Source organism: Vibrio pectenicida (genome assembly GCA_024347015.1).
Lineage (GTDB): Bacteria > Pseudomonadota > Gammaproteobacteria > Enterobacterales > Vibrionaceae > Vibrio > Vibrio pectenicida.
Genome location: AP024889.1, coordinates 235,267 through 258,875 on the forward strand (window position 1 = coordinate 235,267; position 23,609 = coordinate 258,875).

A 23,609-nucleotide genomic window follows, 5' to 3' on the forward strand; every position below is an offset into this window, starting at 1 on the left:
TTTGGATACCGCTGCACTTTGGCAAGCCATATCACTCAGGCGCGACATTCTAATGAATAGAGTGCTCAGGATCAACCAATTTACTCATTAATTTGCTACTTTTTTAGCCGTTAGGCAGAGCGGATGACCAACATAATCCCGTTACTTTCCCGTAGGTCACTTTTCCCTTAGACTGATAACGTTTCTTCTCTTCAGTGTTATTCCTATATGCGACCAACTATAGCCAGAGTAGCTTTGCCGGTTCCTCTTGATAAACAGTTCGATTATCAGATCCCTTCTCATTTGACTGCTGTTGTCGGTGGTAGAGTTCTGGTGCCATTTGGGCCCAAAAGCATGGTGGGGATTGTTATTGCTCTGGCTAATGATTCTGAATTTGATTTGGACAAACTTAAGCCACTTAAGCAGGTACTGGACCGAGAGCCTATATGGAGTAATGGTTTATACGAACTTCTTCAGTGGTGTGGCAAATTTTACCAATACCCATTGGGTGAGACATTAGCCAATGCTCTACCAGCATTATTGCGCAAAGGAAAGCCCGCTACTTTTGCCCCATTGATTGAATGGCGAATCACGTCAGTTGGACGTGATCAGCTGATGCAAGGCTTTGGTCGTGCAGTAAGGCATGCGCAAGTGATGCGGATACTAGAAAATGGTCCTACTTCACATCAATACATAATAGATCAACAAGTTGCTCCAAGCGTATTAAAGAAATTAGCACAAAAGGGCTGGATAGAATCGATTGAGAGTAATCCAAAGCCTCAATGGCCAGATAGTGTTGAAGCCGAAGTCGACAGGCCTGTATTAAATGAAGAGCAAGCCATCGCCATTGCAACTGTGAATAACTTCCAGGGGTTTGGTTGTTTTTTACTTGAAGGAGTTACAGGTTCAGGCAAAACGGAAGTTTATCTTAACCTTATAAAGCCGGTATTAGAGCAAGCCAAGCAAGCTTTGGTTTTGGTGCCAGAAATAGGCTTAACACCACAAACAATCAATCGATTTAGGAAACGTTTTAACCTACCTGTTGCAGTAATCCACTCTGGCTTAAATGACAGTGAAAGGTTAAATGCATGGTTAAGTGCGAGAGATAAAGCTGCGGGTATTGTCATTGGTACTCGCTCTGCGCTGATGACGCCTTTTGCTGACCTTGGCATTATTATTGTTGATGAAGAGCATGATGCTTCTTATAAACAGCAAGACAGTCTTCGCTATCATGCGCGTGATGTCGCTATCATGCGAGCGAGTAAAGAGAATATACCAATAGTGCTTGGTTCTGCTACTCCAGCTCTCGAAACTTTGCATAATGCATTATCTAGAAAATATCACCATTTGACCCTGTCGCTGCGAGCTGGTAACGCTGTGCCTCCCGCGAACAGAGTAATTGACGTTAAGGGGCAGTATTTAGAAAGCGGCCTTTCAGCAGTTTTAATTGCTGAGATGCGAAGGCACCTTGAAGCAGGTAATCAGGTTATGCTGTTTCTCAATCGCCGTGGATTTTCTCCCGCTTTGATGTGTCATGATTGTGGTTGGATTGCTGAATGTAAAAGATGTGATGCTTATTATACGTATCATCAATCTAGTAATGAAATACGTTGTCATCATTGTGGCTCCCAGCAAGCTACGATACGACAGTGTCATGGCTGTGGTTCTTCTCAACTGGTTACTGTAGGTGTCGGCACCGAGCAGTTGCAGGAGCAACTATCGATACTTTTTCCAGATTACAAAACTATTCGTATTGATCGTGATAGCACTAGACGTAAAGGTAGTTTAGAGTCGGCTCTTGGTGCCATTCGCAATAAGGAATATCAGATTTTAATTGGCACTCAGATGTTAGCAAAAGGGCACCACTTTCCTGATGTGACGCTTGTGGCTTTACTTGATGTTGATGGCTCCTTGTACAGCAGTGACTTTAGAGCGCCTGAGAGGTTAGCGCAATTATTTATTCAAGTTGCTGGTCGAGCTGGACGCGCCAGTAAACCTGGAGAGGTGATACTTCAAACTCACCATCCTGAACATAGCTTACTCCAAACCTTGATCACCAATGGATATCGGCATTTTGCTGAGTCTGCGTTACAAGAGCGGCAGATTGCCAACTTGCCTCCCTATTCGTTTTTAACTTTGTTTCGTGCAGAAGCCAATCAATCTCAGGATGTTGAGAACTTTTTACGTCAAGTGCGTTATACACTTGAAGTGCACCCTCTATTTAAACAGGATTGCCAAATCCTTGGACCTACACCTGCGCCTCTCGCAAAAAGAGCGGGTAGGCACCGTTGGCAATTGATACTCCAGACTAAGAGTCGCTCAATAATGCAAAAGTTGCTTATTAGTGCTAAACCAGCGATCCAGATGTTGCCAAATTCGAAAAAAGTGCGCTGGTCATTAGATATTGAGCCGCAGGATTTAAGCTGATTTCAGCTTTTTCATTTAATTGTGATTCATATCTCGCAGCTAGTCTGATTTTTGTTAATCACCCCGTAATATTCTGCGCTGAAATGAATAAACTATGAATTGATTTGAATGATTTATTTTAATGATACGCGATAGATAAACGATTTATCGGGAAGATAATCGTTTTGGTAGGGGGGCAGCCTATCACTATCGATTCAGGTAGCATAAGGCGCTACCATAGTTTAGAAAATAAAGAGGGTAATAAATCTATGGCGACAATGAAGGATGTTGCTCAGCTGGCTGGCGTTTCAACTGCGACGGTATCGCGGGCGCTTATGAATCCGGAAAAAGTATCTTCAGCCACAAGGAAGCGAGTCGAGGATGCGGTGTTAGAGGCAGGGTACTCACCTAATTCACTGGCACGTAACCTACGTAGGAATGAGTCTAAAACTATAATAGCTATCATTCCAGATATCTGCGATCCCTACTACACCGAAATTATTCGTGGGATTGAAGATGCAGCTGTGGAGCATGGATACATAGTGTTACTTGGTGATAGTGGGCAACAGAAAAAACGAGAGAGCTCTTTCGTTAATTTGGTTTTTACCAAACAGGCAGATGGTATGTTGCTGCTTGGAACTGATTTACCATTTGATGTCAGCAAGCCAGAACAGAAAAATTTACCGCCAATGGTAATGGCATGTGAATTTGCGCCAGAACTTGAGCTACCTACGGTACATATTGATAACCTAACTTCAGCATTTGAAGTCGTAAATTATTTGACTCAAATGGGGCACAAGCGCATAGCTCAACTATCTGGACCAGAGTCCGCAGTTTTGTGCCAGTTTCGTCACCAAGGGTATCAGCAAGCGCTCCGTCGAGCGGGTATTACCATGAATCCCAATTACTGTATTCAGGGGCGCTTTACATTTGAAGATGGTGCCAAAGGGATTAGGCAGCTATTAGCGTTGCCTGAGCCGCCTACTGCTATTTTTTGTCATAACGACGCTATGGCGATTGGAGCCATTCAAGAAGCGAAAAAATTAGGCTTGCGCGTACCTACAGACTTGTCTGTAGTAGGCTTTGATGATATTCACTTTGCGCAATATTGCGATCCGCCATTAACGACAATTTCACAGCCTCGCTATGAAATAGGCCGTCAAGCTATGTTGATGATGCTAGATCTATTGAGGGGACATGATGTTAGAGCTGGGTCTCGTTTACTCGAAACTCAATTGATTATTCGAGATAGCGCAGCTCCTCCCAGAAATTGTTAATTGTTAGAGCTGATTTTTAAGCTAGGTTCAAAAGCGATACATTTTGATGTGTCGCTTCCATTTCCCCACTGTTATCGGGACGCAATCTGCATTACCATAGCAACAGAGGTTGCAGACATAGATATACAGCAGTGGCAAATAGAGATTATGTAAAACGCGGTCGCGGTAATAGTGGGAGAAAAACCTCGCGTAAGAAACCGTCATCCCGCAGAAAACCTTGGCGAAGCGGTTTGTTGGCTTTGGGATTGGCTGGAGGGTTTGGTTATGGGCTTTATATTTTGAGTAATGATCCAGAACCGCCTCAACCTGTTGTGCAGCAGAAGCAATCTAAGTCAAAACCAAAAAAAGTTCTTCCGCCTCCTCCTCAAGAGAAGTGGGACTATGTCGAATCTTTACCAAGCCGCGAAATTGAAGTGATAGCTAAAGAGCAAGTGGTATCCGAGATTCCATACATTATGCAGTGTGGAGCTTATACCAATGCAGATCAGGCTGAAGCTCGTAAGCTTGATATCGCTTTTCAAGGTATAAATAGCAAAATACGCAAAAAAGAAGGCAGTAAATGGTATCGAGTTGTTCTTGGTCCTTACAAATATAAACGTGATGCTGAAAGAGATAAGCACAAGCTGCAACGTGTGAAGATAGAGCCTTGCGCCATTTGGAAAGATACGCAGTAATCAAATGGATTTTTTGATTGTTGGCATGGAATGCTAAAGAGCCGTTACGTGATTTGGTATTCTTGATTGAAATACTTTCTTCCCTTGAATTTGTCAATTATTAACCTCATATATTGTCTAACATTGAAATTAAAATACTTATGAGGCTCCACTCGTGACTACTATTGTATCTGTACGCCGAAATAATAAAGTCGTCATCGCAGGTGATGGACAGGTATCACTAGGTAACACTGTAATGAAAGGGAACGCACGTAAAGTTCGTCGCCTATACAACAATAAAGTGTTGGCTGGTTTTGCTGGTGGTACAGCCGACGCATTTACTCTCTTTGAGCGTTTTGAAAGTAAGCTGCAAATGCATCAGGGTCATCTGACTAAGGCAGCCGTCGAGCTAGCAAAAGATTGGCGCAGTGATCGTGCGTTGAGAAAGTTGGAAGCCTTGCTGGCTGTGGCCGACGAGACTGCGTCCTTGATTATTACGGGGAACGGTGATGTTGTTCAGCCAGAAAACGATCTGATTGCTATAGGTTCTGGGGGGAGTTTTGCCCAAGCAGCAGCGACGGCATTACTTGAAAATACTGAGTTGGATGCAGGTGAGATCGCGCAGAAATCGCTAAAAATCGCAGGCGATATCTGTGTGTTTACTAATCAATATCACACTATCGAAGAACTAGAAACTCCAGTAGATAAGACTGAATAAGCAAAGATAGTGGTTATAAGAATTAAAGGAATTTGATTATGTCTGAAATGACTCCTCGCGAAATTGTTCATGAACTAAATCGTCATATTATCGGCCAAGATAATGCGAAACGCTCTGTTGCTATTGCTTTGCGTAATCGCTGGCGCCGAATGCAGTTGGAAGAAAGTCTGCGTGTTGAAGTTACTCCTAAGAATATTTTAATGATTGGTCCAACGGGTGTTGGTAAAACTGAAATTGCTCGTCGCCTTGCTAAGCTTGCAAATGCGCCTTTCATTAAGGTGGAAGCGACAAAGTTCACAGAAGTTGGCTATGTTGGTAAAGAAGTGGAAACGATTATTCGTGACCTGACTGATGTGGCGATTAAATTGACTCACCAGCAAGCCATGGAAAAAGTCCAGTTTCGAGCAGAAGAGCAGGCCGAAGAGCGTATTCTGGATGCGCTTTTACCACCAGCACGTGATGCTTGGGGGCAAAGTGAACAAGCTGAGGAGAGTTCCACTACTCGTCAGGCTTTTCGCAAAAAGCTGCGAGAAGGTAAATTAGACGATAAAGAAATTGAAGTTGATGTCTCTGCACCTCAAATGGGTGTGGAAATCATGGCTCCTCCAGGCATGGAAGAAATGACCAATCAACTACAAGGCATGTTCCAAAACTTGGCAGGTGAAACTAAGAAAAAACGCAAGCTTAAGATTAAAGATGCTTTTAAAGCTTTAACTGAAGAAGAAGCCGCTAAATTGGTTAATCAAGAAGAGCTTAAAGAGCAGGCGATTTTCAATGTTGAGAACAATGGTATTGTATTCATTGATGAAATCGACAAGATTTGTAAGCGTGGTGAAAGCTCTGGCCCGGATGTATCTCGTGAGGGTGTCCAGAGAGATTTACTGCCACTTATTGAGGGTAGTACGGTGTCAACTAAACACGGCATGGTAAAAACAGACCATATCTTGTTCGTTGCTTCAGGTGCGTTTCAAGTTGCCAAGCCTTCAGATTTAATCCCTGAATTACAGGGGCGCTTGCCTATCCGCGTTGAGTTAGAGGCGCTTTCAAGTGACGATTTCAAACGTATCTTAACTGAGCCTAAAGCTTCTTTGTCAGAGCAGTATGTTGCGCTGATGAAAACAGAAGATGTTGATATTGATTTTACCCAAGATGGTATTGCTCAAATTGCTGATGCTGCTTGGACGGTTAACGAGAACACTGAGAATATCGGAGCCCGCCGCTTACACACTGTCATGGAACGTTTGATGGATGAAATTTCTTTCGAAGCAACAGAAAAAGCTGGTTCTAAACTAACTATTGATGCTGAATACGTAAGAGGAAAACTGGGTGACACTGTTGAAGATGAAGATCTAAGTCGCTTTATTCTCTAAGTCCTCTAGAAAGGCCGATACGACCTGAGTAATGCCGATCACACGATCGGCTTTTTCTTGCCCAGAAAACTTGCACTGACTCTCAGTGTTTATTCCCCTTACATTTTTACTCTCACGACATAATTATTGATCACTATATTGGAATGATATTCACAGTGTAAGGAAGCTTTATGTCAAACGCCGAATCTCATTATCCATTGAGCGATTTTATTGAATTACCAGTAGAGGAGATGTCTGAACGTGCAAAGCGAAACTATCAGCAACTTAAGCGCCGCCATTCCATTCGCCACTTTTCAGAGCGTTGCGTAGCAAAAGATATTATAGAGAATTGTATACGCGCAGCAGGGACAGCCCCTAGTGGAGCAAATCATCAGCCATGGCACTTTGTAGCAATTCATAATAGCCAAGTTAAAGGGCAAATAAGGCAGGCTGCAGAGGAACTTGAGCGAACCTTTTACCAAGGGCGGGCTGGCCAAGAGTGGCTCGATGCATTAAAACCTTTGGGAACTGATGCTGATAAGCCATATTTGGAGAAAGCACCTTGGTTAATTGCGGTATTTTCTAAGAAAAAAGGTGGTATCAATAATGATAGAGAGCAGGCGAACTACTATGTGCATGAATCAGTGGGTATTGCTACGGGGTTTTTGCTTCAGGCTTTGCATAATGCTGGGTTGGCAACGTTAACTCACACGCCAAAACCAATGAGTTTTTTGACTGGAATATGTCGCCGTGATCCAGACATTGATAGGCCTTACATGTTAATCGTGACAGGCTATCCAGATGAAGTGGCTACCATACCTGAACACGCATTAAACAAGAAAGCATTAGATGATATCGCGACTTTTATTGAATGAAAGTATCAAGCAATAGATGGGTGTGAAAATACTTGGGCCTACAGTTTCTAGACAAGTTCATCTTGACAGAGCTTCAGGCCCATATTGTTATCTCGCTATAGCATGACGATAAAAACCACAGCTAAGGTTGAGATTATTGCTGAAAATGCATAACAAGCAATCTTACCTATTAGACCTACATGTATTTTTAGATCGTGCATGCCATGATGGATACGGTGCGTAGCATGCCACATTGGCAATGCAAGAGTCGCGATGATAAATAGCCCACCAATGAGACTACTAGCAAAGGCTTTAGTTCGTTCATAGCTTAGAGCCTCGGGTTCGATAATGCCCATAGGCACTAATACCCCCAGCACTAGAATTGTGATTGGAGTTATCATGGCGAACCAAGTCCCACCGGCACCAAATAAACTCCACCAGATTGGCTCGTCGGAACGTTTTGGGGCTGTGTCTACAGAAAAGTTAGGTTTCATAGTCATAGCTCCTTACACCATAATAAGTACAATTAGCGAAATGAATGCGACGGCTGCCCATTGAGCAAAAACAATCATCTTCTTATCTAAGAGTTTGCCTTTTATGCGAATTGGCATAACTTGAGGCATCATACTAAAGAACGTTTGTGCATGAAGCAGGCTCCCCGCCAGCGCAAGAAGATTAATTGTAATAACTATGGGGCTGGCCATGAACTCAAGCCAAGTGTGCCAAGCATCTGCTCCTTTTACCAGAGATCCTAAACCGAATGTGAGGAACAAGGTGAATAAAACTAAGGGCAAAACTGTCGCCTCTCGAAGCATATAGAAGCGGTAAAAAGGGTGATCTTTCCACCAAGTCCGAGTTATTTTACGGACGTAGGGTTTGCGATTACTCATCCTCAAGCCTCCTGTGCTATTGGCTTGCCATCAGGCTTTAGCATTGCAATGACAAAGTCCATTGAGGATTCGACTTTGCCTTGATTGACTGCGGCAGCTGGGTCAACATTTTTCGGGCAAACTTCAGAGCAGTACCCCACAAAAGTACAGCCCCAAGCGCCATTGACACCATTAATCATTGCCATACGCTGTGCTTTACCTTTATCACGGCTATCTAAGTTATAACGATGGGCAAGAGTTAGCGCGGCAGGCCCGATAAATTCAGGGTTTAGCCCAAACTGAGGACAAGCGGCATAACATAATCCGCAGTTAATACAGCCAGCAAATTGTTTATATCTGGCCATTTGTTCTGGAGTTTGTATATTGGTGCCGTCTTTGGGGGTACGATCATTGCCGATAATGTAAGGTTTGATCGCTTCTAGTCGCTCGATAAAAGGCGTCATGTCGACGATTAAGTCTTTTTCGATTGCGAAGTTAGCTAGGGGCTCAATTTTTATGCCGTCAGAGTAGTCACGTAAAAAGCTTTTGCAAGCCAATTTAGGGATGCCATTAACCATGATCCCGCATGAACCACAAATCGCCATTCGGCAAGACCAGCGATAGGATAAGTTTTTATCCAAATTATCTTTGATATAGCCTAATGCATCTAAAGTAGACATAGTGTCATCAAAGGGAATGTTAAATGTTTGCCAATGTGGCTTCGTGTCTTGTTCAGGATCGTAGCGTAAAATCTCGACTTTTTGGATTCGACTATCAGACATTACATGTTCTCCTGTAATGAACTCTTATTTTCTTGTGTGGCGGCTTTTTCTGCCGCTTCGCCATATAGGCGAGCTTTAGGCTGTGACTTGGTAATAGTGACGTCGCTGTATTCGATATTTGGCGCAGCATCCTTATTATAGAAAGCCAAGGAATGTTTGAGAAAATGAGTATCATCTCGCTCAGTACATCCATCGTCGAGGCGTTGGTGGGCACCTCGTGATTCTTTGCGTAACATCGCTGAATGCACCATGGCTTCTGCGACCTCTAATCCATAACCTACCTCGATGGCGTAGAGTAGGTCGGTATTAAAGACCTTACCTTTGTCTTTTATGCTCACGCGCTTTAAACGCTCTTTTAGCTCGGCAATCTTATCTATAGTTATTTGCATCAAATCGTGCTGACGGTATATGCCACAGCCTGCTTCCATAGCGTGTCCCATTTCATTACGTATATCTGCCCAGTTTTCATTACCATCCTGATTCATTAAGGCTTTTATTCTTCGCTCAACCAATTGAATTTGTTCTGATATAGATGCTTGATTCCAGCCCTTGAACTCGGCAGCGTGTTTGACCGCTTGTTCGCCAGCAACACGTCCAAATACAACAAATTCAGCCAGTGAGTTGGAGCCTAAACGATTTGCGCCATGAAGCCCGACAGATGCACATTCCCCGACAGAAAATAGACCTTTAATCCGAGTTTCACATTTTTGGTTTGTTTCGATGCCACCCATGGTGTAATGGACGGTGGGGCGGATAGGAATCGGTTTTTTTGCTGGATCAACATTGGCATAAGCTTTGGCCAATTCACAGATAAAGGGTAAGCGTTCCTGAAGGTAGTCTTCGCCTAAGTGGCGTAAGTCTAAATGGACAACATCACCAAGTGGATGTTTGATGGTGTTGCCTTTTTGTTGTTCGTGCCAAAACGCTTGCGAAACCTTGTCACGAGGGCCGAGTTCCATGTGTTTATTCTTAGGTTGGCCAACCGGTGTCTCTGGTCCCATGCCATAATCTTGTAGGTATCGATAGCCATTTTTGTTAACGATAATCCCACCTTCACCACGGCAACCTTCCGTCATTAAAATGCCTGTGCCTGGTAACCCTGTTGGATGGTATTGAACAAATTCCATGTCTCTTAATGGAATGCCATGACGATAAGCCATTGCCATGCCATCTCCGGTAACAATACCTCCATTTGTATTGCAGTGATAGACACGACCTGCGCCTCCTGTTGCCAGAACAACAGATTTGGCTTTAATTGCTATCAGTTCACCTTCTGACATATGAATAGCGACGAGCCCCTGGATATCCCCGTCGTCAACGAGTAAGTCAACGACAAAGTATTCATCAAATCGTTTGATGTTTGGGTATTTAATTGAGGTTTGAAACAAAGTATGCAGCATATGAAAGCCAGTTTTGTCGGCTGCAAACCAAGTGCGCTCAACTTTCATACCTCCAAAGCGACGCACATTGACCTCACCGTTGGGTTTTCTGCTCCATGGGCAACCCCATTGTTCCATTTGGACCATTTCTTGGGTTGCATTTTTTACGAAATATTCAACAACGTCCTGCTCGCATAGCCAATCGCCACCTCCAACAGTATCGTTGAAGTGATTGTCTAAACTGTCTTCATCCTTGATAACTGCTGCTGAGCCACCTTCTGCTGCGACAGTATGAGATCGCATTGGGTAGACCTTAGAAATAAGTGCAATGTCTAAATTAGGGTTCGCCTCAGCTGCTGCAATAGCGGTGCGAAGACCAGCTCCGCCAGCACCGATGACTGCGATATCTGTGGTGATGGTTTTCACAGTTATCCTCCAGTATGAAATTGCGGAGTTATCCGCTTGTTATTGTTAAGGGCAAGCCCCTATAAAAGTTGAGGTTAGTGTAAGAGAGAGGTGAGCGATAAAAATTGATGTAATTAGGTTTTTGCTTCGGTAATGCACATATAAGTATAAAAAATATCCGTAATGTGAGTGCTATCACGACATGTTTTTACTCAACACTTCCATTTAATAATGTGCTGAATAAAAACATTAGTGTAAAAATCTGTTATTACTTTGCCTTGTCTGATTTCTATAATGGGTTGTTTCGCAGTATTTCATAGTTCTATTAACTCCAGTCTCTGTCTGTATTGAAACTAAGTGGTTGCAAGGCTTGCAAATGCAGTCAAAGGTGATAATTTCTCACTCAGAAAAGATATTCATGAGTAGTCAGATATGCATAAAACTTGGCAGCCAGTGGCGTCGTTGGACCAGATCAAAGACCGAGCGACATTACTACAGAAAATCCGTCAATTTTTTAGTGATAGAAGTGTATTAGAAGTTGATACGCCTGCGCTTAGTCATGCAGCGGTGACAGACATACACTTACATGCCTTTGAGACAAATTTTGTTGGGCCAAATTTTGCTAAAGGCCAAGCCTTGTACTTAATGACTAGCCCTGAGTTTCACATGAAACGTCTTTTGGCCGCAGGAAGTGGCTGTATTTATCAGATTTGTAAATCTTTTAGGAATGAAGAAAGTGGGCGCTATCATAACCCTGAATTTACTATGTTGGAGTGGTATAGGGTAGGCTTTAACCACCACCAGTTAATGGATGAAATGGATCAACTTATGCAGCTGATTCTTAAAGTAAAGCCAGCTAGCCGTATGACCTATCAACAGGCATTTCTTGACGTGTTGGGTGTATGTCCATTAGAAGCTCCAATGTCTGACTTAAGAGAGGTTGCAAATAATTTGGGACTTGGTGATATAGCTCAGGATGAGAAAGACCGAGATACTGTGCTACAGCTGTTATTTAGTGTTGGCATTGAAACTAAAATTGGTCAGCAGCAACCAGCGTTTGTTTATGATTTTCCTGCATCTCAAGCAGCTCTGTCTAAAATTAGTCTCAAGGACCCTAGAGTCGCAGAGCGGTTTGAAGTGTATTTTAAAGGTGTTGAACTTGCTAATGGCTTTCATGAACTTGATAGTGCAGATGAGCAACTGCAACGTTTTGAAGAAGATAACCATAAGCGTGAGCACTTAGGTTTGTCGACCCAGCCGATTGACTATCAGCTGATTCAAGCTCTTGAGGCCGGTTTACCTAAATGTGCGGGTGTTGCTTTGGGGATAGACCGACTTATGATGCTAGCTGCTCAAGAAGAGCACATTGAACAGGTAATGGCCTTTCCTTTTAACAGGGCGTGAATCTATAGGTTATATCTCGCTAAGAGAGGCTATCCTCGTTATAATGGCGGTCTAAATTTACATTTCAGGGCCGCTACCAATAAGCGGCTCTAGTATCGAAGAGCGCAGGATATGCAAGAGTACATCGCATTTTTTCAAGAAAATTTGATCCTTTCTTTGGTTTGGGTAGGCATATTGGTTGCCCTTATCATGAATATAGTGAAAACAAGTACAGCGGCTTATAAAGAAATCACAGCATCACAAACCACATACCTAATGAACCGTGAGAAAGGCGTTGTGATTGATATCCGTAGTAAAGATGACTTTCGCACAGGGCATATTACGGACGCAGTTCACATTTTACCTTCTGATATTAAAGCAGGTAACTTAGGTAAACTTGAAAATTATAAATCAAACCCAATTATCGTTGTATGCAAGACAGGTCAGACAGCGCAAGAGAGTGCTAACCTTCTGGCAAATGCTGGATTTGAAAATGTCAGCTTGCTTAAAAATGGTCTGATTGCTTGGAATGAAGCAAATCTCCCATTAGTGAAAGGCAAAAAGTAATTCTCAATGGTTTTTGAGCGTCGCTTGAGAAAGCGGTGTTTGTATGAGAGGGGTGGCATTTTTGATAATGGCACCTATGAATAAAACTCTCGCTAGGCCTCTACGCAGGCAACTCGATTAGTAAAGGATTTTAAAATGGCTGAAGCAGCACCACAACAAGAAGCTCAGAACTTCGCAATTCAACGTATTTTTCTTAAAGATGTTTCTTTTGAAGCACCTAACTCACCAAGCATGTTTCAAAAAGAGTGGAATCCAGATGTCAAACTTGATTTAGATACTCAGAGCCGTGAACTTGGTGAAGGCGTGTATGAAGTTGTACTACGTTTAACCGTGACAGTGAAAAATGAAGAAGAAACAGCGTTTTTATGTGAAGTTCAACAAGGTGGCATTTTTACCGCTGAGAAAATGGAGTCAGGTCAGCTTGCTCATTGTTTAGGTGCATTCTGCCCAAATATTCTTTTCCCTTATGCTCGTGAGACCATCTCAAGCTTGGTAGTAAAAGGAACTTTCCCGCAACTTAACCTTGCGCCAGTGAACTTTGATTCATTGTTCATGAATTACTTGCAGCAACAAGCTCAGGAAGAAGGTAAGGTAGAAGCCTAACTTTCAAGGCTATTACTGAAGTTCAATGAAATGCACAGGGCGTTCACATGAGTGATGCAATGTGCATTTTTCATTTTCGACGTACTATTGTCATTTTGGACGTACAATGTTGTGTAGCGGCACTCACTCTTCTGATGATTCGTTTACTATCAGACGGAATGTTTAATTTAGGATCAACGCACATGATTCGTTGGCCTTCAATACTTATCAGGTAAAATCATGACAGATACATACACCATGAGCAGCGACAGTAAAAATATAGCAATGACGATACTTGGCGCAGGCTCCTATGGTACGTCTCTCGCAATATCATTGGCTAGAAATGGTGAAAATGTAATCCTCTGGGGGCACAATTCTGAACATATGGCACGTCTACAGTTAGAGCGCGCTAACCATGCATTTTTGCCTGGAGTTGAATTTCCGCCATCGCTGATTGTGGAGCCTGATTTGGCAAAGGCAGTTCAAGAGAGTCGAGACTTGCTTATTGTTGTTCCAAGCCATGTTTTTGCTGAAGTATTGACTAAGATTAAACCTCATTTGCGCAAAGACTCTAGGCTTTGTTGGGCGACAAAAGGTCTAGAACCAGAAACAGGTCGTTTGCTTCAAGATGTTGCCAAAGAAACTCTTGGTGATAGCTATCCTTTGGCTGTGCTTTCAGGACCAACATTTGCAAAAGAACTGGCTATGGGTATGCCTACTGCGATATCAGTTGCTTCACCAGATGAGGGTTTTGTTGCTGATCTTCAGGATAAAATACATTGCAGTAAAACCTTTCGAGTGTATGCCAATAGTGACTTTACTGGTATGCAGCTTGGAGGGGCGGTTAAAAATGTCATTGCCATTGGTGCAGGTATGTCTGATGGTATTGGTTTTGGTGCTAACGCTCGAACTGCGCTTATTACTCGTGGGCTTGCAGAAATGACTCGACTTGGCGTCGCACTTGGAGCTCAACCTGAAACCTTTATGGGAATGGCTGGGCTTGGTGATCTTGTATTGACTTGTACAGATAATCAGTCCCGTAACCGCCGTTTTGGCTTAGCATTGGGAGAGGGTAAAGGAGTACAAGACGCTCAGGATGAAATAGGTCAGGTTGTTGAAGGGTATCGCAACACGAAAGAAGTGTGGCTGCTGTCAAAAAGAGTGGGTGTTGAATTACCAATTGTTGACCAAATATATCAAGTATTGTATCAAGGTAAAGATGCGCACCTTGCTGCAAGGGATTTACTCGCCCGTGATAAAAAAGCAGAAGTTTAGAGGTCGACAACTTTCAAGGTAAAGGCATCTAGATGTATTTGGATGTAAGGTTGAGAAATGAAACATTGTGAAACACAGAAAATTTGGCAGACGATAGTGGAAGAAGCTCGTGACTTATCTGAGCAAGAGCCTATGCTGGCAAGTTTCTATCATGCCACGATCATTAAGCATGATAGCCTAGCTGCTGCCTTAAGCTATATTTTAGCAAATAAACTCAACACGGCATCAATGCCAGCGATGGCTGTCCGTGAAGTGGTTGAAGAAGCTTTTAATGCTGATAACTCCATCACTGAGGCTGCTGCTTGTGATATTTGTGCCACAGTGAATCGTGACCCTGCTGTTTCTATGTATTCTATGCCTTTGATGTACTTGAAAGGATACCATGCTCTTCAGGGATATCGTGTGGCCAATTGGTTATGGAACCAAGGGCGAATAGCGCTTGCGACCTATCTGCAAAATCAAATCTCCGTTGCTTGTCAGGTGGATATCCACCCTGCTGCAAGTATAGGCCAAGGTATTATGCTTGATCATGCGACGGGAATAGTCATTGGTGAAACGGCGATTGTCGAAAATGATGTATCGATCCTTCAGGATGTTACTTTAGGTGGTACAGGTAAGGCATGTGGTGATCGACATCCGAAAATACGTGAGGGTGTGATGATAGGTGCTGGTGCCAAGGTCCTTGGTAATATCGAGGTTGGTGAAGGTGCTAAAATTGGTTCTTGTTCTGTGGTTTTACAACCAGTACCACCTCATACTACGGTAGCTGGTGTCCCTGCTAAAATTGTTGGGCGTCCTAAGACTGATAAGCCTTCTCTTGATATGGACCAACAATTTAATGGCCGTTCTCAAAGTTTTGTCGGTGGTGATGGTATCTAAGGTCGTTAAAATAAAGGGTTGACTATAGATCAACCCTTTAACTTCTTTAATCATTTTAGGCTAGTGCATCGAGCTCTGAAAGTGTTTCTTCGGCCCATTCTACCCATGCTTGGCGTACTAATAGATTGCGACGCAGTGTCAAACGTTCAAGACGCTGTTGTTTGTCGAGTGTCGCAGGTGCTGAGTAATAAGCATTCTCGATTTCTTTGTAATGCGCAACAAGCCTACGTGATTCTTCGACTAGTTCCCCAAGTTGCTTGCGATAAGGTGCGGATGGTTGTACAGCGCAAGCCATCAACTTAGCACAAAACTCATCACGAACTGTTGGATGGGCTGTTGGTTGATCGAACCAATCACCAAGAGCAACGCGTCCTGCTTCAGTAATTGAGTAAACTTTGCGGTCTGGTTTGCCTTCCTGAGGCTCTAAAACACAAGTAACCAGCTGGTTTTGAGCCATTTTGTTGAGCTCGCGATAGACCTGCTGATGGCTTGCTTTCCAAAAATAGCCAATAGTGGCTGAGAATTCTTTGGTGATATCATATCCAGTTGCATTACGTGTGCTGAGAACTGTTAGGATAACGTGTGGTAATGACATGTCTTTAATCCAAATGGTCAAATAAATACTAATAACTGCTTAATTACTGTTGTGCTTCTATGGCACTTCTCATCAGTAAATTTTTAGCAGCGCCAACAAAGTTGGCCATGTCACCTTAAAAGCCGTTTTATCACCTAGAGCGATTTATAAATTTTATTGTTCATCGCAAAGGAGCAATATTATATCTAAATAATAAGCATAAAGTGGAATAGAAAAACCAATTGAGCCAAAAAAACTGATAATTAGCTCAATAAATTATTATATCAGATTATTATTCTGAATTTCTTGTTTTTTTTGTTAGTATTTGTTTTATTATTCTTGTTGTTTTGGTGTTTTTAGCATCAGATGCATTGAGGATACCTATGTTGGCAGCCTCAATTTATCCTTTTTATGGGTTTTTAGCCTGTATTTCGCATACCAGCGGCAATACCAGCGATGGTGACCATCAAGGCCTCTTCAAGTTCTGGAGATACTGAATTGTTTTGGCGGGTTCGATAGAGTAATTCGGCTTGTAGCATGTTGAGTGGTTCTACGTAGATATTACGTAAGCGGATTGATTCTTGTCCCCAAGGATCGCTTTGCATGAGATTTTCATTATTTTCGACATTTAATACCGCTTTGATGTCTTTACTCAATTGCTCGCGTAAATTATCTCCTAGAGAAAGCAGCTTAGGCTCGACTAATCGCTCATCGTAGTAGCGAGAGATCTCTAGGTTACATTTAGTGTAAACCATTTCTAGCATACCTAACCGTGTGGAGAAAAATGGCCACTCACGGCACATTTCTTCAAGTAAAACTTGGTGTCCATTGTCGATTGAATGTTGAATTGCAGCGCCAGCTCCGAGCCAAGCGGGAAGTACTAAGCGGTTCTGACTCCATGAGAAGATCCACGGAATCGCACGCAGGCTTTCTACACCACCGTTTGGATTTCGTTTTGCAGGGCGAGAGCCCAGAGGTAATTTACCTAGCTCAAGTTCTGGTGTTGCTTGGCGAAAGTATGGAACAAAGTCTTTTTGGCCTCTAACCACATTTCTATAGGCTTGGCAGCTGACCTTGGAAAGAAGGTTCATCTGATCACGCCACTCTTGCTTTGGTTCTGGTGGCGGTAGCAGATTGGCTTGCAAAATAGCACTGGCGTAGAGGTTAAAACTATTGACAGCAACGTCGGGTAAGCCTAGTTTAAAACGAATCATCTCACCTTGTTCTGTGACTCTTAATCCTCCTTTTAAACTTTTTGGAGGCTGGGAAAGTAATGCTGCGTGAGCAGGCGCACCACCACGACCTATTGTTCCGCCACGGCCATGGAATAAGGTCAGTTCAACGCCTTCTTCATCTGCAACTTTTACCAGTGCTTCCATCGCATGGTATTGAGCCCATCCAGCAGACATGACTCCGGCATCTTTTGCTGAATCAGAATATCCTATCATTACCATCTGCTGGTTTTGAATAAAACCACGGTATAAATCAATTCCCATCAATTGTTTGATGACTGATTCGGCATTGTTCAAATCGTCGAGAGTTTCAAATAGTGGGCAAACATCCATTCGATATGAGCAGCCAGCTTCTTGAAGTAGCAGGTGTACTGCTAGGACATCTGATGCTGTACGTGCCATTGATATTACATACGCACCAAATGCTTCGCGAGGTTGGTTTGCTATGATTTTGCAGGTGTCTAGCACTTCTTGTACTGGTTCTGATGGGTGCCAATTTCTCGGTAGCAATGGCCTTTTCGAGGCGAGTTCATTGGTTAGGAAGGCGATTTTATCTTGTTCATTCCAATGGTTATAATCACCAATACCCAGATAGCGTGTGAGTTCAGATAAAGCATCAGAGTGACGAGTGCTTTCTTGGCGAATATCTAAGCGGACTAAATGGACACCAAAAGCCTTGATACGGCGAAGTGTATCTAAGAGCGAACCATCAGCGATAATACCCATACCACATTGATGAAGAGACTGATAACAGGCGTATAGTGGTTCCCATAACTGATCTATTTTTTGTAGCGGTGCTTTAGCAGTAAGATCTTGGCCTTTAATTTTTCTATCAAGGATATGTTTGGTTTCTGTTAGTAGAGCGCGCAACTGTTTAAGAATGGCTCGGTAAGGCTCATGCGCGTCTTCACCTGCTAATTTTCGCACCACATCATTGCAGCGTGTCATTGATAGTTCACTGATTAGTTCGTTAATATCATCAAGGTAGAGATCAGCGGCTTTCCATCGCGACAATAGCATGACTTCACGGGTAATGGTGTGTGTTACAAACGGGTTACCATCACGATCTCCTCCCATCCATGAGGAAAAATGAACCGGCCGGGCATCAATAGGTAAGCCTTCTTGCAGGTATTCACGCACTCGGCTATCGAGTTCTCGTAGAAAATCTGGAACTGCTTCCCACAGCGAATTCTCGACAACAGCGAAGCCCCATTTTGCTTCATCCAATGGTGTGGGACGCTGCTGACGGATTGTATCAGAATGCCAGCCTTGGGCTATTAGTTGTTCAAGACGCCGTTCAGTTTTAAGGCGTTCTTTACTCGAAATCTCACTTAATTCTAACTTTGACAGGCACTTATTTATTTTAACTAACTTATTGATCATAGTGCGGCGCGTGATTTCTGTGGGATGCGCTGTGAGTACTAATTCAATATTGAGCTCTCGAACTGCCTGAGCAGTATCGAGTTTACTAATTCCGTTCTTATTGAGTTTTGAGAATAATGTGCTGATGGTGTCAGGCTCGCAAACATGCGCATCATAATGGCGGGAAATCGTATGGTATTGTTCCGCCATATTGGTGAGGTTGAGAAATTGGTTAAAGGCATGAGCAACGGGTGTGAGTTGATCATCGGGTAGGTTTTTAATCTCCTCAATTAGGTTTTCTCTATCTGATTGATTACCGGCAAGAGCAGATTTGGAAAGCTTACGAATTGTTTCTACTTTTTCAAGAAGGGTATCACCATGAGCGTCCTTGATGGTGTTACCAAGCAAGTGTCCTAGCATGCTAACATTGCTTCGAAGAGCAGAGTATTTTTCGTTCATTATTATCCTACCTTGTAAAAAAATTACATCCATTGTTCCTTGCTGAATAGACAATCTAGCTAAAAATATCAATGCGAGTCAAATGCTGTTAGCTAAGTTTGCAAATATTAACGAGGTTATGTGGTTTATTTTGTTGTGTATTTTTGTGGGTGCATATTGAAACTTTATTACAAAATGGTGGCTGGCAAAGATACCAGCCAGATATCATCTAGAAACAATATTTGTACATTGCTTTAGAAAGCACGTTTATTGTGGGTTCAATAAACTCAAATGCAAGGTATTCATCGGGCTGGTGTGCTTGATTGATAGAACCTGGGCCCAGGACCAATGTTGGACAAAGCTGCTGAAGGAATGGAGCTTCGGTGCAGTAGTTGACGGTTGTGCTGTCAGTGCCACATATCTCCTCTACACCAGCTATAAATGGTTGATTGTTTTGGCACTCATAGCCAGGGATGGGCTCGTGCAGTGCGGTAATTTCGACTCTGCCGGGCCACTTGGCTTCAATTTTTTTTAGAGCTCCGCGTAACATATTGTCTAAACTGTCCAAGCCAATTCCCGGTAGAGGGCGTACGTCATAGTGCAGTTCACAGCAGCCACAGATTCGATTGGCACTATCTCCTCCGTGTATATGGCCGAGATTTAGAGTGGGACTTGGGATCGCAAACCCCGGATGGTGATATTCCTTAATGAGTTTATCGCGCAGTTGCATCATGGCAAATAGGATCTCATGCATGATTTCAATGGCATTGACGCCAAGGGCAGGATCGGATGAATGCCCCGACTTTCCTGTTACTCGGATGGAATTAGCCATGTGACCTTTGTGGCCGCGTATTGGTACTAGGCTGGTAGGTTCACCGATAATACAGTAGTCAGGTTTTATAGGGGTGTTATCAGTAAAATGCCGCGCACCAAGCATAGTGGTTTCTTCATCGCAGGTTGCTAGTACATACAGTGGCTTATTTTGCTTACTCCAGTCGACTTTTTTTACGGCCTCAAAGATAAAGGCAAAAAAGCCCTTCATATCTGCTGTCCCTAAACCATAAAAGCGGTTATCTGCTTCAGTAAGTTTGTGAGGATCAAAATTCCAGCGGCCCTGATCAAAAGGGACCGTATCGCTGTGGCCTGCGAATAGTAACCCGCCTTCACCAGTCCCTTTTTTGGCGAGTAAATTAAATTTCCCCTCTGAGACTTTGATTATGTCAGTTTCAAAACCTATCGCTTGCATCCAGCAAGCTAGTTTGTCTATGACATTAGCATTTCCTTCATCCCAACTTGAGTCTGTTGAACTGATTGAAGACGTTGATATCAGGCCTTTATAGACCTCCATAAAGCTAGGTAATTGCATATTAAGTTCGCTTTGCCTGTTGACATAAATGGTTAATGAAGGTAAAAACATAATAAATCACTTTGTGTGAATAAAAAACCGTTAAATGTAGTTTTTTTTAAATTTATAATCACGAGTTATGGTGATATTTAAAGGTCTAATTGGATGTTCGATATGCTCAAAACCACAATTATTGGCGCTAGCGGCTATACCGGGGCTGAACTTGCACTTATGGTTCATAAGCACCCACAACTTACATTATCTGGTTTGTATGTGTCAGCCAATAGTGTAGATGCAGGCAAGTGCATTTCCCAGTTACATGGAAAGCTATTAGGGGTGATGAGGCAATCGGTTGAACCTTTGAAAAACCCAGAATTGGTTGCTTCTCAAAGTGATGTGGTGTTTCTTGCTACCGACCATCAAGTAAGTCATGACTTAGTACCTATTTTTCTTGAGAAGGGATGCCAAGTGTTTGACTTATCAGGTGCATTTAGAGTCAGGCAAGAAGGCTTTTATGAACAATTTTATGGTTTTCAACATCAGCACCAGGATTGGCTTGATACTGCCGCTTACGGCTTGGCTGAGTGGAACAGTGACAGCATTACTAAAGCTCAATTGATCGCAGTGCCGGGCTGTTACCCCACGGCTTCACAGCTTGCAATTAAGCCTTTAATCGACGCTGAACTTTTGGATAGCCAACAATGGCCAGTCATTAATGCAACCAGTGGGGTGTCTGGTGCCGGTAGAAAGGCATCTATGACTAATAGCTATTGTGAAGTCAGTTTAAAACCTTACGGAGTCTTTAATCACAGACACCAGCCCGAGATCGCCAACCACCTTGATACTGAGGTTATCTTCACGCCTCATCTTGGTAATTTTAAGCGAGGTATTCTTGCGACGATAACGATGAAGTTAGCTGAAGGTGCCAATGAGGAACAAGTCGAGCAGTCATTTAATATGGCCTACAAAGGCAAGCCTGCTGTGCGCTTATTAACAACAGAATTACCTAGTATTCAGAATGTAGAAAACACCCCGTTTTGCGATATTGGCTGGAAGGTTCAGGGCGAACACATCATTGTAGTCTCTGCGATTGATAATTTGCTCAAAGGTGCTTCTAGTCAAGCAATGCAATGCTTAAATATCCACTATGGATTTCCAGAGCTGACAGCCCTAGTGTAAATCGGTGGGTAAGAAGGAAAAATAATGACATATAACAAACAAACTCCATTAGTGATTAAGCTTGGCGGTGCTGCCTTGTCGTGCACAGAGACTTTAAGTCAGGTGTTTTGTGCAATTTCTGACTATCAAACCTTGGCTCAGCGGCCCATTGCGATCGTCCACGGAGGTGGTTACCTAGTTGATGAGCTTATGACTAATTTGCAGTTGAAAACAATTAAAAAAGATGGCTTGCGTGTAACACCATATGAGCAAATTCCTTTGATTACTGGTGCCTTGGCAGGAACTGCAAACAAAATGCTTCAGGGCCAGGCAATTAAAGATGGTTTGAATGCTATTGGTTTATGCCTTGCCGATGGTGGTTTATGCCAAGTAGATGAATTAGATCCACAATTTGGGGCTGTTGGTAAGGTTACGCCCGGAGATTCAACACTACTACAAGTGATTCTCGAAACGGGTGCTTTGCCTATTATCAGTTCCATTGGTTTGACGGTTAAGGGGCAGATGATGAATGTCAATGCTGATCAGGCGGCGGTTGCTGTTGCCGGTGCAATGGATGCTGAATTGGTGCTGTTATCAGATGTGAGTGGCGTGTTAGATGGTAAGGGACATCTTATCAAGAGTCTAAATGAGCAAGAAGCGCAAAATCTTATTAATGGTCATGTTATTACCGATGGCATGGTTGTCAAGGTGAAGGCGGCGCTGGAAGCTGCCACTACTTTGGGTCGTTCAATAGAGATAGCTACTTGGCGTTACCCAGAAAAACTCGCCAAGTTATTTGCTGGGGAAAGTATTGGAACTCAGTTTTTACCAAACAATTAGATATTTATTGACAGCACTGACCGCCATGTGCATCGCTGGGATTTTGGAGAGAAAGAAAAATGAACAAAGTAAGAATAAATAAAGTTGTCGTCGCATACTCTGGCGGTCTTGATACCTCGGTGATAATTCCGTGGCTTAAAGAAAATTATGATTGTGAGGTAGTTGCCTTTGTCGCAGATGTAGGCCAAGGTGATGAAGAGTTGCAAGGTATTGAAGAAAAAGCGAAAGCGTCGGGTGCATCGGAGTGCTACGTTGCTGATCTAAAAGAAATAATGGTTGCAGATTATATTTATCCGACGTTGAAAACTGGTGCGTATTACGAAGGTAAATATTTGCTTGGAACGTCAATGGCTAGGCCTATCATTGCAAAAGCTCAGGTAGAAGTGGCACGAAAAGTAGGAGCTGATGCTTTATGCCATGGATGCACTGGAAAAGGTAATGATCAGGTACGTTTTGAGGGGGCATTCGCTGCATTAGCGCCAGATCTTAAGGTTATTGCTCCTTGGCGAGAATGGGACCTTGTCAGCCGTGAAGAGTGTCTTGATTACTTAAAAGAGCGCAATATTCCATGTAGTGCTTCATTGACGAAAATATATTCGCGTGATGCAAATGCTTGGCATATTTCAACAGAAGGTGGTGTTCTTGAAGATACTTGGAATGCGCCAAACGAAGATTGCTGGGTGTGGACTGTCGATCCTGAGCAAGCGCCTAACGAGGCCGAATACGTTACTTTGAAAGTGGAAAAGGGTGAGGTTGTCGGTGTTGACGGTGAAAATATGACACCATACAACGCCCTAGTATATTTAAACCAGAAGGGTGCTATACATGGTATTGGTCGTATCGACATTGTTGAAAATCGTTTGGTTGGGATGAAGTCTCGTGGTTGCTACGAGACTCCTGGAGGGACCATTATGATGGAAGCCTTGCGTGCGGTTGAGCAACTGGTACTAGATAAAACTGCTTTTGAGTTTCGTGAAGAACTTGGCGTCAAGGCTTCTCACCTTGTTTATGATGGCCGTTGGTTTACACCGTTATGTAAATCAATTTTGGCAGCCTCAGAGGAATTGGCTAAAGATGTCAATGGAGAAGTAGTTGTTAAGCTTTACAAGGGACAAGCAACAGTGACCCAGAAGCATTCAGAAAACAGTTTATACTGTGAGAAGTTTGCAACTTTTGGTGAGGATGAAGTCTATGATCAGAGTCATGCTGAAGGATTTATTCGTCTTTACTCGCTTTCTAGTCGTATTCGAGCACTTAATAGTCAAAAAAATTAATAGTAAATAATGAAAGAGCCCATTTGCTT

The 23,609-nt window shown here is 43.0% G+C and carries 21 protein-coding genes; 14 read left to right on the forward strand and 7 right to left on the reverse strand.

The features are described 5' to 3' along the window. Positions 1-207: 207 nt before the first annotated feature. From priA to OCV27_RS01130, 6 genes are all read left to right on the forward strand, one after another. Positions 208-2,406, forward strand: a complete 2,199-nt coding sequence (priA, locus tag OCV27_RS01105; RefSeq protein ID WP_125319322.1) for a primosomal protein N' — start codon at positions 208-210, stop codon at positions 2,404-2,406. Between the two features lie 248 nt (positions 2,407-2,654). Continuing rightward, a complete protein-coding gene (cytR, locus tag OCV27_RS01110; protein WP_125319323.1) occupies positions 2,655-3,662 on the forward strand; it encodes a DNA-binding transcriptional regulator CytR in 1,008 nt (335 codons plus the stop codon). Between the two features lie 131 nt (positions 3,663-3,793). After that, positions 3,794-4,336 carry an SPOR domain-containing protein gene (locus OCV27_RS01115; RefSeq protein WP_125319324.1) on the forward strand — a complete coding sequence of 181 codons (543 nt, stop codon included), beginning with the start codon at positions 3,794-3,796 and terminating at the stop codon, positions 4,334-4,336. A 154-nt stretch (positions 4,337-4,490) separates the two neighbouring features. After that, a complete protein-coding gene (gene hslV, locus OCV27_RS01120; RefSeq protein WP_125319325.1) occupies positions 4,491-5,033 on the forward strand; it encodes an ATP-dependent protease subunit HslV in 543 nt (180 codons plus the stop codon). Positions 5,034-5,071: 38 nt separating this feature from the next. Then, positions 5,072-6,403 (forward strand): HslU--HslV peptidase ATPase subunit, encoded by a 1,332-nt coding sequence (gene hslU, locus OCV27_RS01125; RefSeq protein ID WP_125319326.1) that lies wholly within the window; start codon positions 5,072-5,074, stop codon positions 6,401-6,403. Positions 6,404-6,573: 170 nt separating this feature from the next. After that, positions 6,574-7,257 carry a nitroreductase family protein gene (locus OCV27_RS01130; protein WP_125319327.1) on the forward strand — a complete coding sequence of 228 codons (684 nt, stop codon included), beginning with the start codon at positions 6,574-6,576 and terminating at the stop codon, positions 7,255-7,257. A 95-nt stretch (positions 7,258-7,352) separates the two neighbouring features. On the opposite strand, the gene frdD is transcribed toward OCV27_RS01130, so the two are convergent. From frdD to frdA, 4 genes are read right to left on the reverse strand one after another with little or no spacing between them, the layout of a single operon-like run. Beyond that, positions 7,353-7,730, reverse strand: coding sequence for a fumarate reductase subunit FrdD (gene frdD / locus OCV27_RS01135; protein WP_125319328.1), 378 nt, complete (start codon positions 7,728-7,730; stop codon positions 7,353-7,355). A gap of 12 nt (positions 7,731-7,742) precedes the next feature. Beyond that, positions 7,743-8,126, reverse strand: a complete 384-nt coding sequence (gene frdC / locus OCV27_RS01140) for a fumarate reductase subunit FrdC (RefSeq protein ID WP_125319329.1) — start codon at positions 8,124-8,126, stop codon at positions 7,743-7,745. A gap of 2 nt (positions 8,127-8,128) precedes the next feature. Beyond that, positions 8,129-8,887: a succinate dehydrogenase/fumarate reductase iron-sulfur subunit gene (locus tag OCV27_RS01145; protein WP_125319330.1), complete on the reverse strand. Its 759-nt coding sequence runs from the start codon at positions 8,885-8,887 to the stop codon at positions 8,129-8,131. Then, a complete protein-coding gene (gene frdA / locus OCV27_RS01150; protein ID WP_125319331.1) occupies positions 8,887-10,692 on the reverse strand; it encodes a fumarate reductase (quinol) flavoprotein subunit in 1,806 nt (601 codons plus the stop codon). The genes OCV27_RS01145 and frdA overlap by 1 nt, the downstream gene beginning before the upstream one ends. Before the next feature lie 411 nt (positions 10,693-11,103). Here frdA and epmA point away from each other — a divergent pair, with 411 nt between their 5' ends. The 5 genes from epmA (at position 11,104) to cysE (ending at position 15,357) form a co-directional block, all read left to right on the forward strand. Then, positions 11,104-12,075, forward strand: a complete 972-nt coding sequence (gene epmA, locus OCV27_RS01155; RefSeq protein ID WP_125319332.1) for an elongation factor P--(R)-beta-lysine ligase — start codon at positions 11,104-11,106, stop codon at positions 12,073-12,075. 111 nt (positions 12,076-12,186) lie between these two features. Further along, on the forward strand, positions 12,187-12,621 hold the full coding sequence (locus tag OCV27_RS01160) for a rhodanese-like domain-containing protein (protein WP_125319333.1): 435 nt from the start codon (positions 12,187-12,189) through the stop codon (positions 12,619-12,621). 135 nt (positions 12,622-12,756) lie between these two features. After that, the gene (secB, locus tag OCV27_RS01165) at positions 12,757-13,224 is read left to right on the forward strand and encodes a protein-export chaperone SecB (protein ID WP_125319334.1); all 468 of its coding nucleotides are present in this window, start codon (positions 12,757-12,759) and stop codon (positions 13,222-13,224) included. 219 nt (positions 13,225-13,443) lie between these two features. Further along, a complete protein-coding gene (gene gpsA / locus OCV27_RS01170; protein ID WP_125319335.1) occupies positions 13,444-14,478 on the forward strand; it encodes an NAD(P)H-dependent glycerol-3-phosphate dehydrogenase in 1,035 nt (344 codons plus the stop codon). A gap of 57 nt (positions 14,479-14,535) precedes the next feature. Beyond that, positions 14,536-15,357 carry a serine O-acetyltransferase gene (gene cysE, locus OCV27_RS01175; protein ID WP_125319336.1) on the forward strand — a complete coding sequence of 274 codons (822 nt, stop codon included), beginning with the start codon at positions 14,536-14,538 and terminating at the stop codon, positions 15,355-15,357. 55 nt (positions 15,358-15,412) lie between these two features. Here the strand turns inward: cysE and OCV27_RS01180 are convergent, their stop codons facing one another. From OCV27_RS01180 to argE, 3 genes are all read right to left on the reverse strand, one after another. Beyond that, positions 15,413-15,952: a PadR family transcriptional regulator gene (locus OCV27_RS01180; RefSeq protein ID WP_125319337.1), complete on the reverse strand. Its 540-nt coding sequence runs from the start codon at positions 15,950-15,952 to the stop codon at positions 15,413-15,415. Between the two features lie 398 nt (positions 15,953-16,350). Then, positions 16,351-18,984, reverse strand: coding sequence for a phosphoenolpyruvate carboxylase (gene ppc / locus OCV27_RS01185; RefSeq protein ID WP_125319338.1), 2,634 nt, complete (start codon positions 18,982-18,984; stop codon positions 16,351-16,353). Positions 18,985-19,192: 208 nt separating this feature from the next. Then, a complete protein-coding gene (argE, locus tag OCV27_RS01190; protein WP_125319376.1) occupies positions 19,193-20,329 on the reverse strand; it encodes an acetylornithine deacetylase in 1,137 nt (378 codons plus the stop codon). A 153-nt stretch (positions 20,330-20,482) separates the two neighbouring features. On the opposite strand from argE, the gene argC reads away from it, so the two are divergent. From argC to OCV27_RS01205, 3 genes are read left to right on the forward strand one after another with little or no spacing between them, the layout of a single operon-like run. After that, complete coding sequence (gene argC / locus OCV27_RS01195) at positions 20,483-21,487, forward strand: N-acetyl-gamma-glutamyl-phosphate reductase (protein ID WP_125319339.1); 1,005 nt, start codon at positions 20,483-20,485, stop codon at positions 21,485-21,487. 24 nt (positions 21,488-21,511) lie between these two features. Further along, entirely contained in the window at positions 21,512-22,306 is a 795-nt protein-coding gene (argB, locus tag OCV27_RS01200) for an acetylglutamate kinase (protein WP_125319340.1), read from the forward strand. 59 nt (positions 22,307-22,365) lie between these two features. Next, positions 22,366-23,580 carry an argininosuccinate synthase gene (locus OCV27_RS01205; RefSeq protein WP_125319341.1) on the forward strand — a complete coding sequence of 405 codons (1,215 nt, stop codon included), beginning with the start codon at positions 22,366-22,368 and terminating at the stop codon, positions 23,578-23,580. The last annotated feature ends 29 nt before the right edge of the window (positions 23,581-23,609 follow it).

Coding starts and splice junctions, on each gene's coding strand:
- cysE (WP_125319336.1), top strand. CDS start 14,536: ATGAAACATTGTGAAACACAGAAAATTTGGCAGACGATAGTGGAAGAA.
- gpsA (WP_125319335.1), top strand. CDS start 13,444: ATGACAGATACATACACCATGAGCAGCGACAGTAAAAATATAGCAATG.
- frdD (WP_125319328.1), bottom strand. CDS start 7,730: ATGAAACCTAACTTTTCTGTAGACACAGCCCCAAAACGTTCCGACGAG.
- argB (WP_125319340.1), top strand. CDS start 21,512: ATGACATATAACAAACAAACTCCATTAGTGATTAAGCTTGGCGGTGCT.
- OCV27_RS01205 (WP_125319341.1), top strand. CDS start 22,366: ATGAACAAAGTAAGAATAAATAAAGTTGTCGTCGCATACTCTGGCGGT.
- cytR (WP_125319323.1), top strand. CDS start 2,655: ATGGCGACAATGAAGGATGTTGCTCAGCTGGCTGGCGTTTCAACTGCG.
- argE (WP_125319376.1), bottom strand. CDS start 20,329: ATGCAATTACCTAGCTTTATGGAGGTCTATAAAGGCCTGATATCAACG.
- priA (WP_125319322.1), top strand. CDS start 208: ATGCGACCAACTATAGCCAGAGTAGCTTTGCCGGTTCCTCTTGATAAA.
- argC (WP_125319339.1), top strand. CDS start 20,483: ATGCTCAAAACCACAATTATTGGCGCTAGCGGCTATACCGGGGCTGAA.
- hslU (WP_125319326.1), top strand. CDS start 5,072: ATGTCTGAAATGACTCCTCGCGAAATTGTTCATGAACTAAATCGTCAT.
- OCV27_RS01180 (WP_125319337.1), bottom strand. CDS start 15,952: ATGTCATTACCACACGTTATCCTAACAGTTCTCAGCACACGTAATGCA.
- frdC (WP_125319329.1), bottom strand. CDS start 8,126: ATGAGTAATCGCAAACCCTACGTCCGTAAAATAACTCGGACTTGGTGG.
- secB (WP_125319334.1), top strand. CDS start 12,757: ATGGCTGAAGCAGCACCACAACAAGAAGCTCAGAACTTCGCAATTCAA.
- OCV27_RS01130 (WP_125319327.1), top strand. CDS start 6,574: ATGTCAAACGCCGAATCTCATTATCCATTGAGCGATTTTATTGAATTA.
- ppc (WP_125319338.1), bottom strand. CDS start 18,984: ATGAACGAAAAATACTCTGCTCTTCGAAGCAATGTTAGCATGCTAGGA.
- epmA (WP_125319332.1), top strand. CDS start 11,104: ATGCATAAAACTTGGCAGCCAGTGGCGTCGTTGGACCAGATCAAAGAC.
- OCV27_RS01160 (WP_125319333.1), top strand. CDS start 12,187: ATGCAAGAGTACATCGCATTTTTTCAAGAAAATTTGATCCTTTCTTTG.
- OCV27_RS01145 (WP_125319330.1), bottom strand. CDS start 8,887: ATGTCTGATAGTCGAATCCAAAAAGTCGAGATTTTACGCTACGATCCT.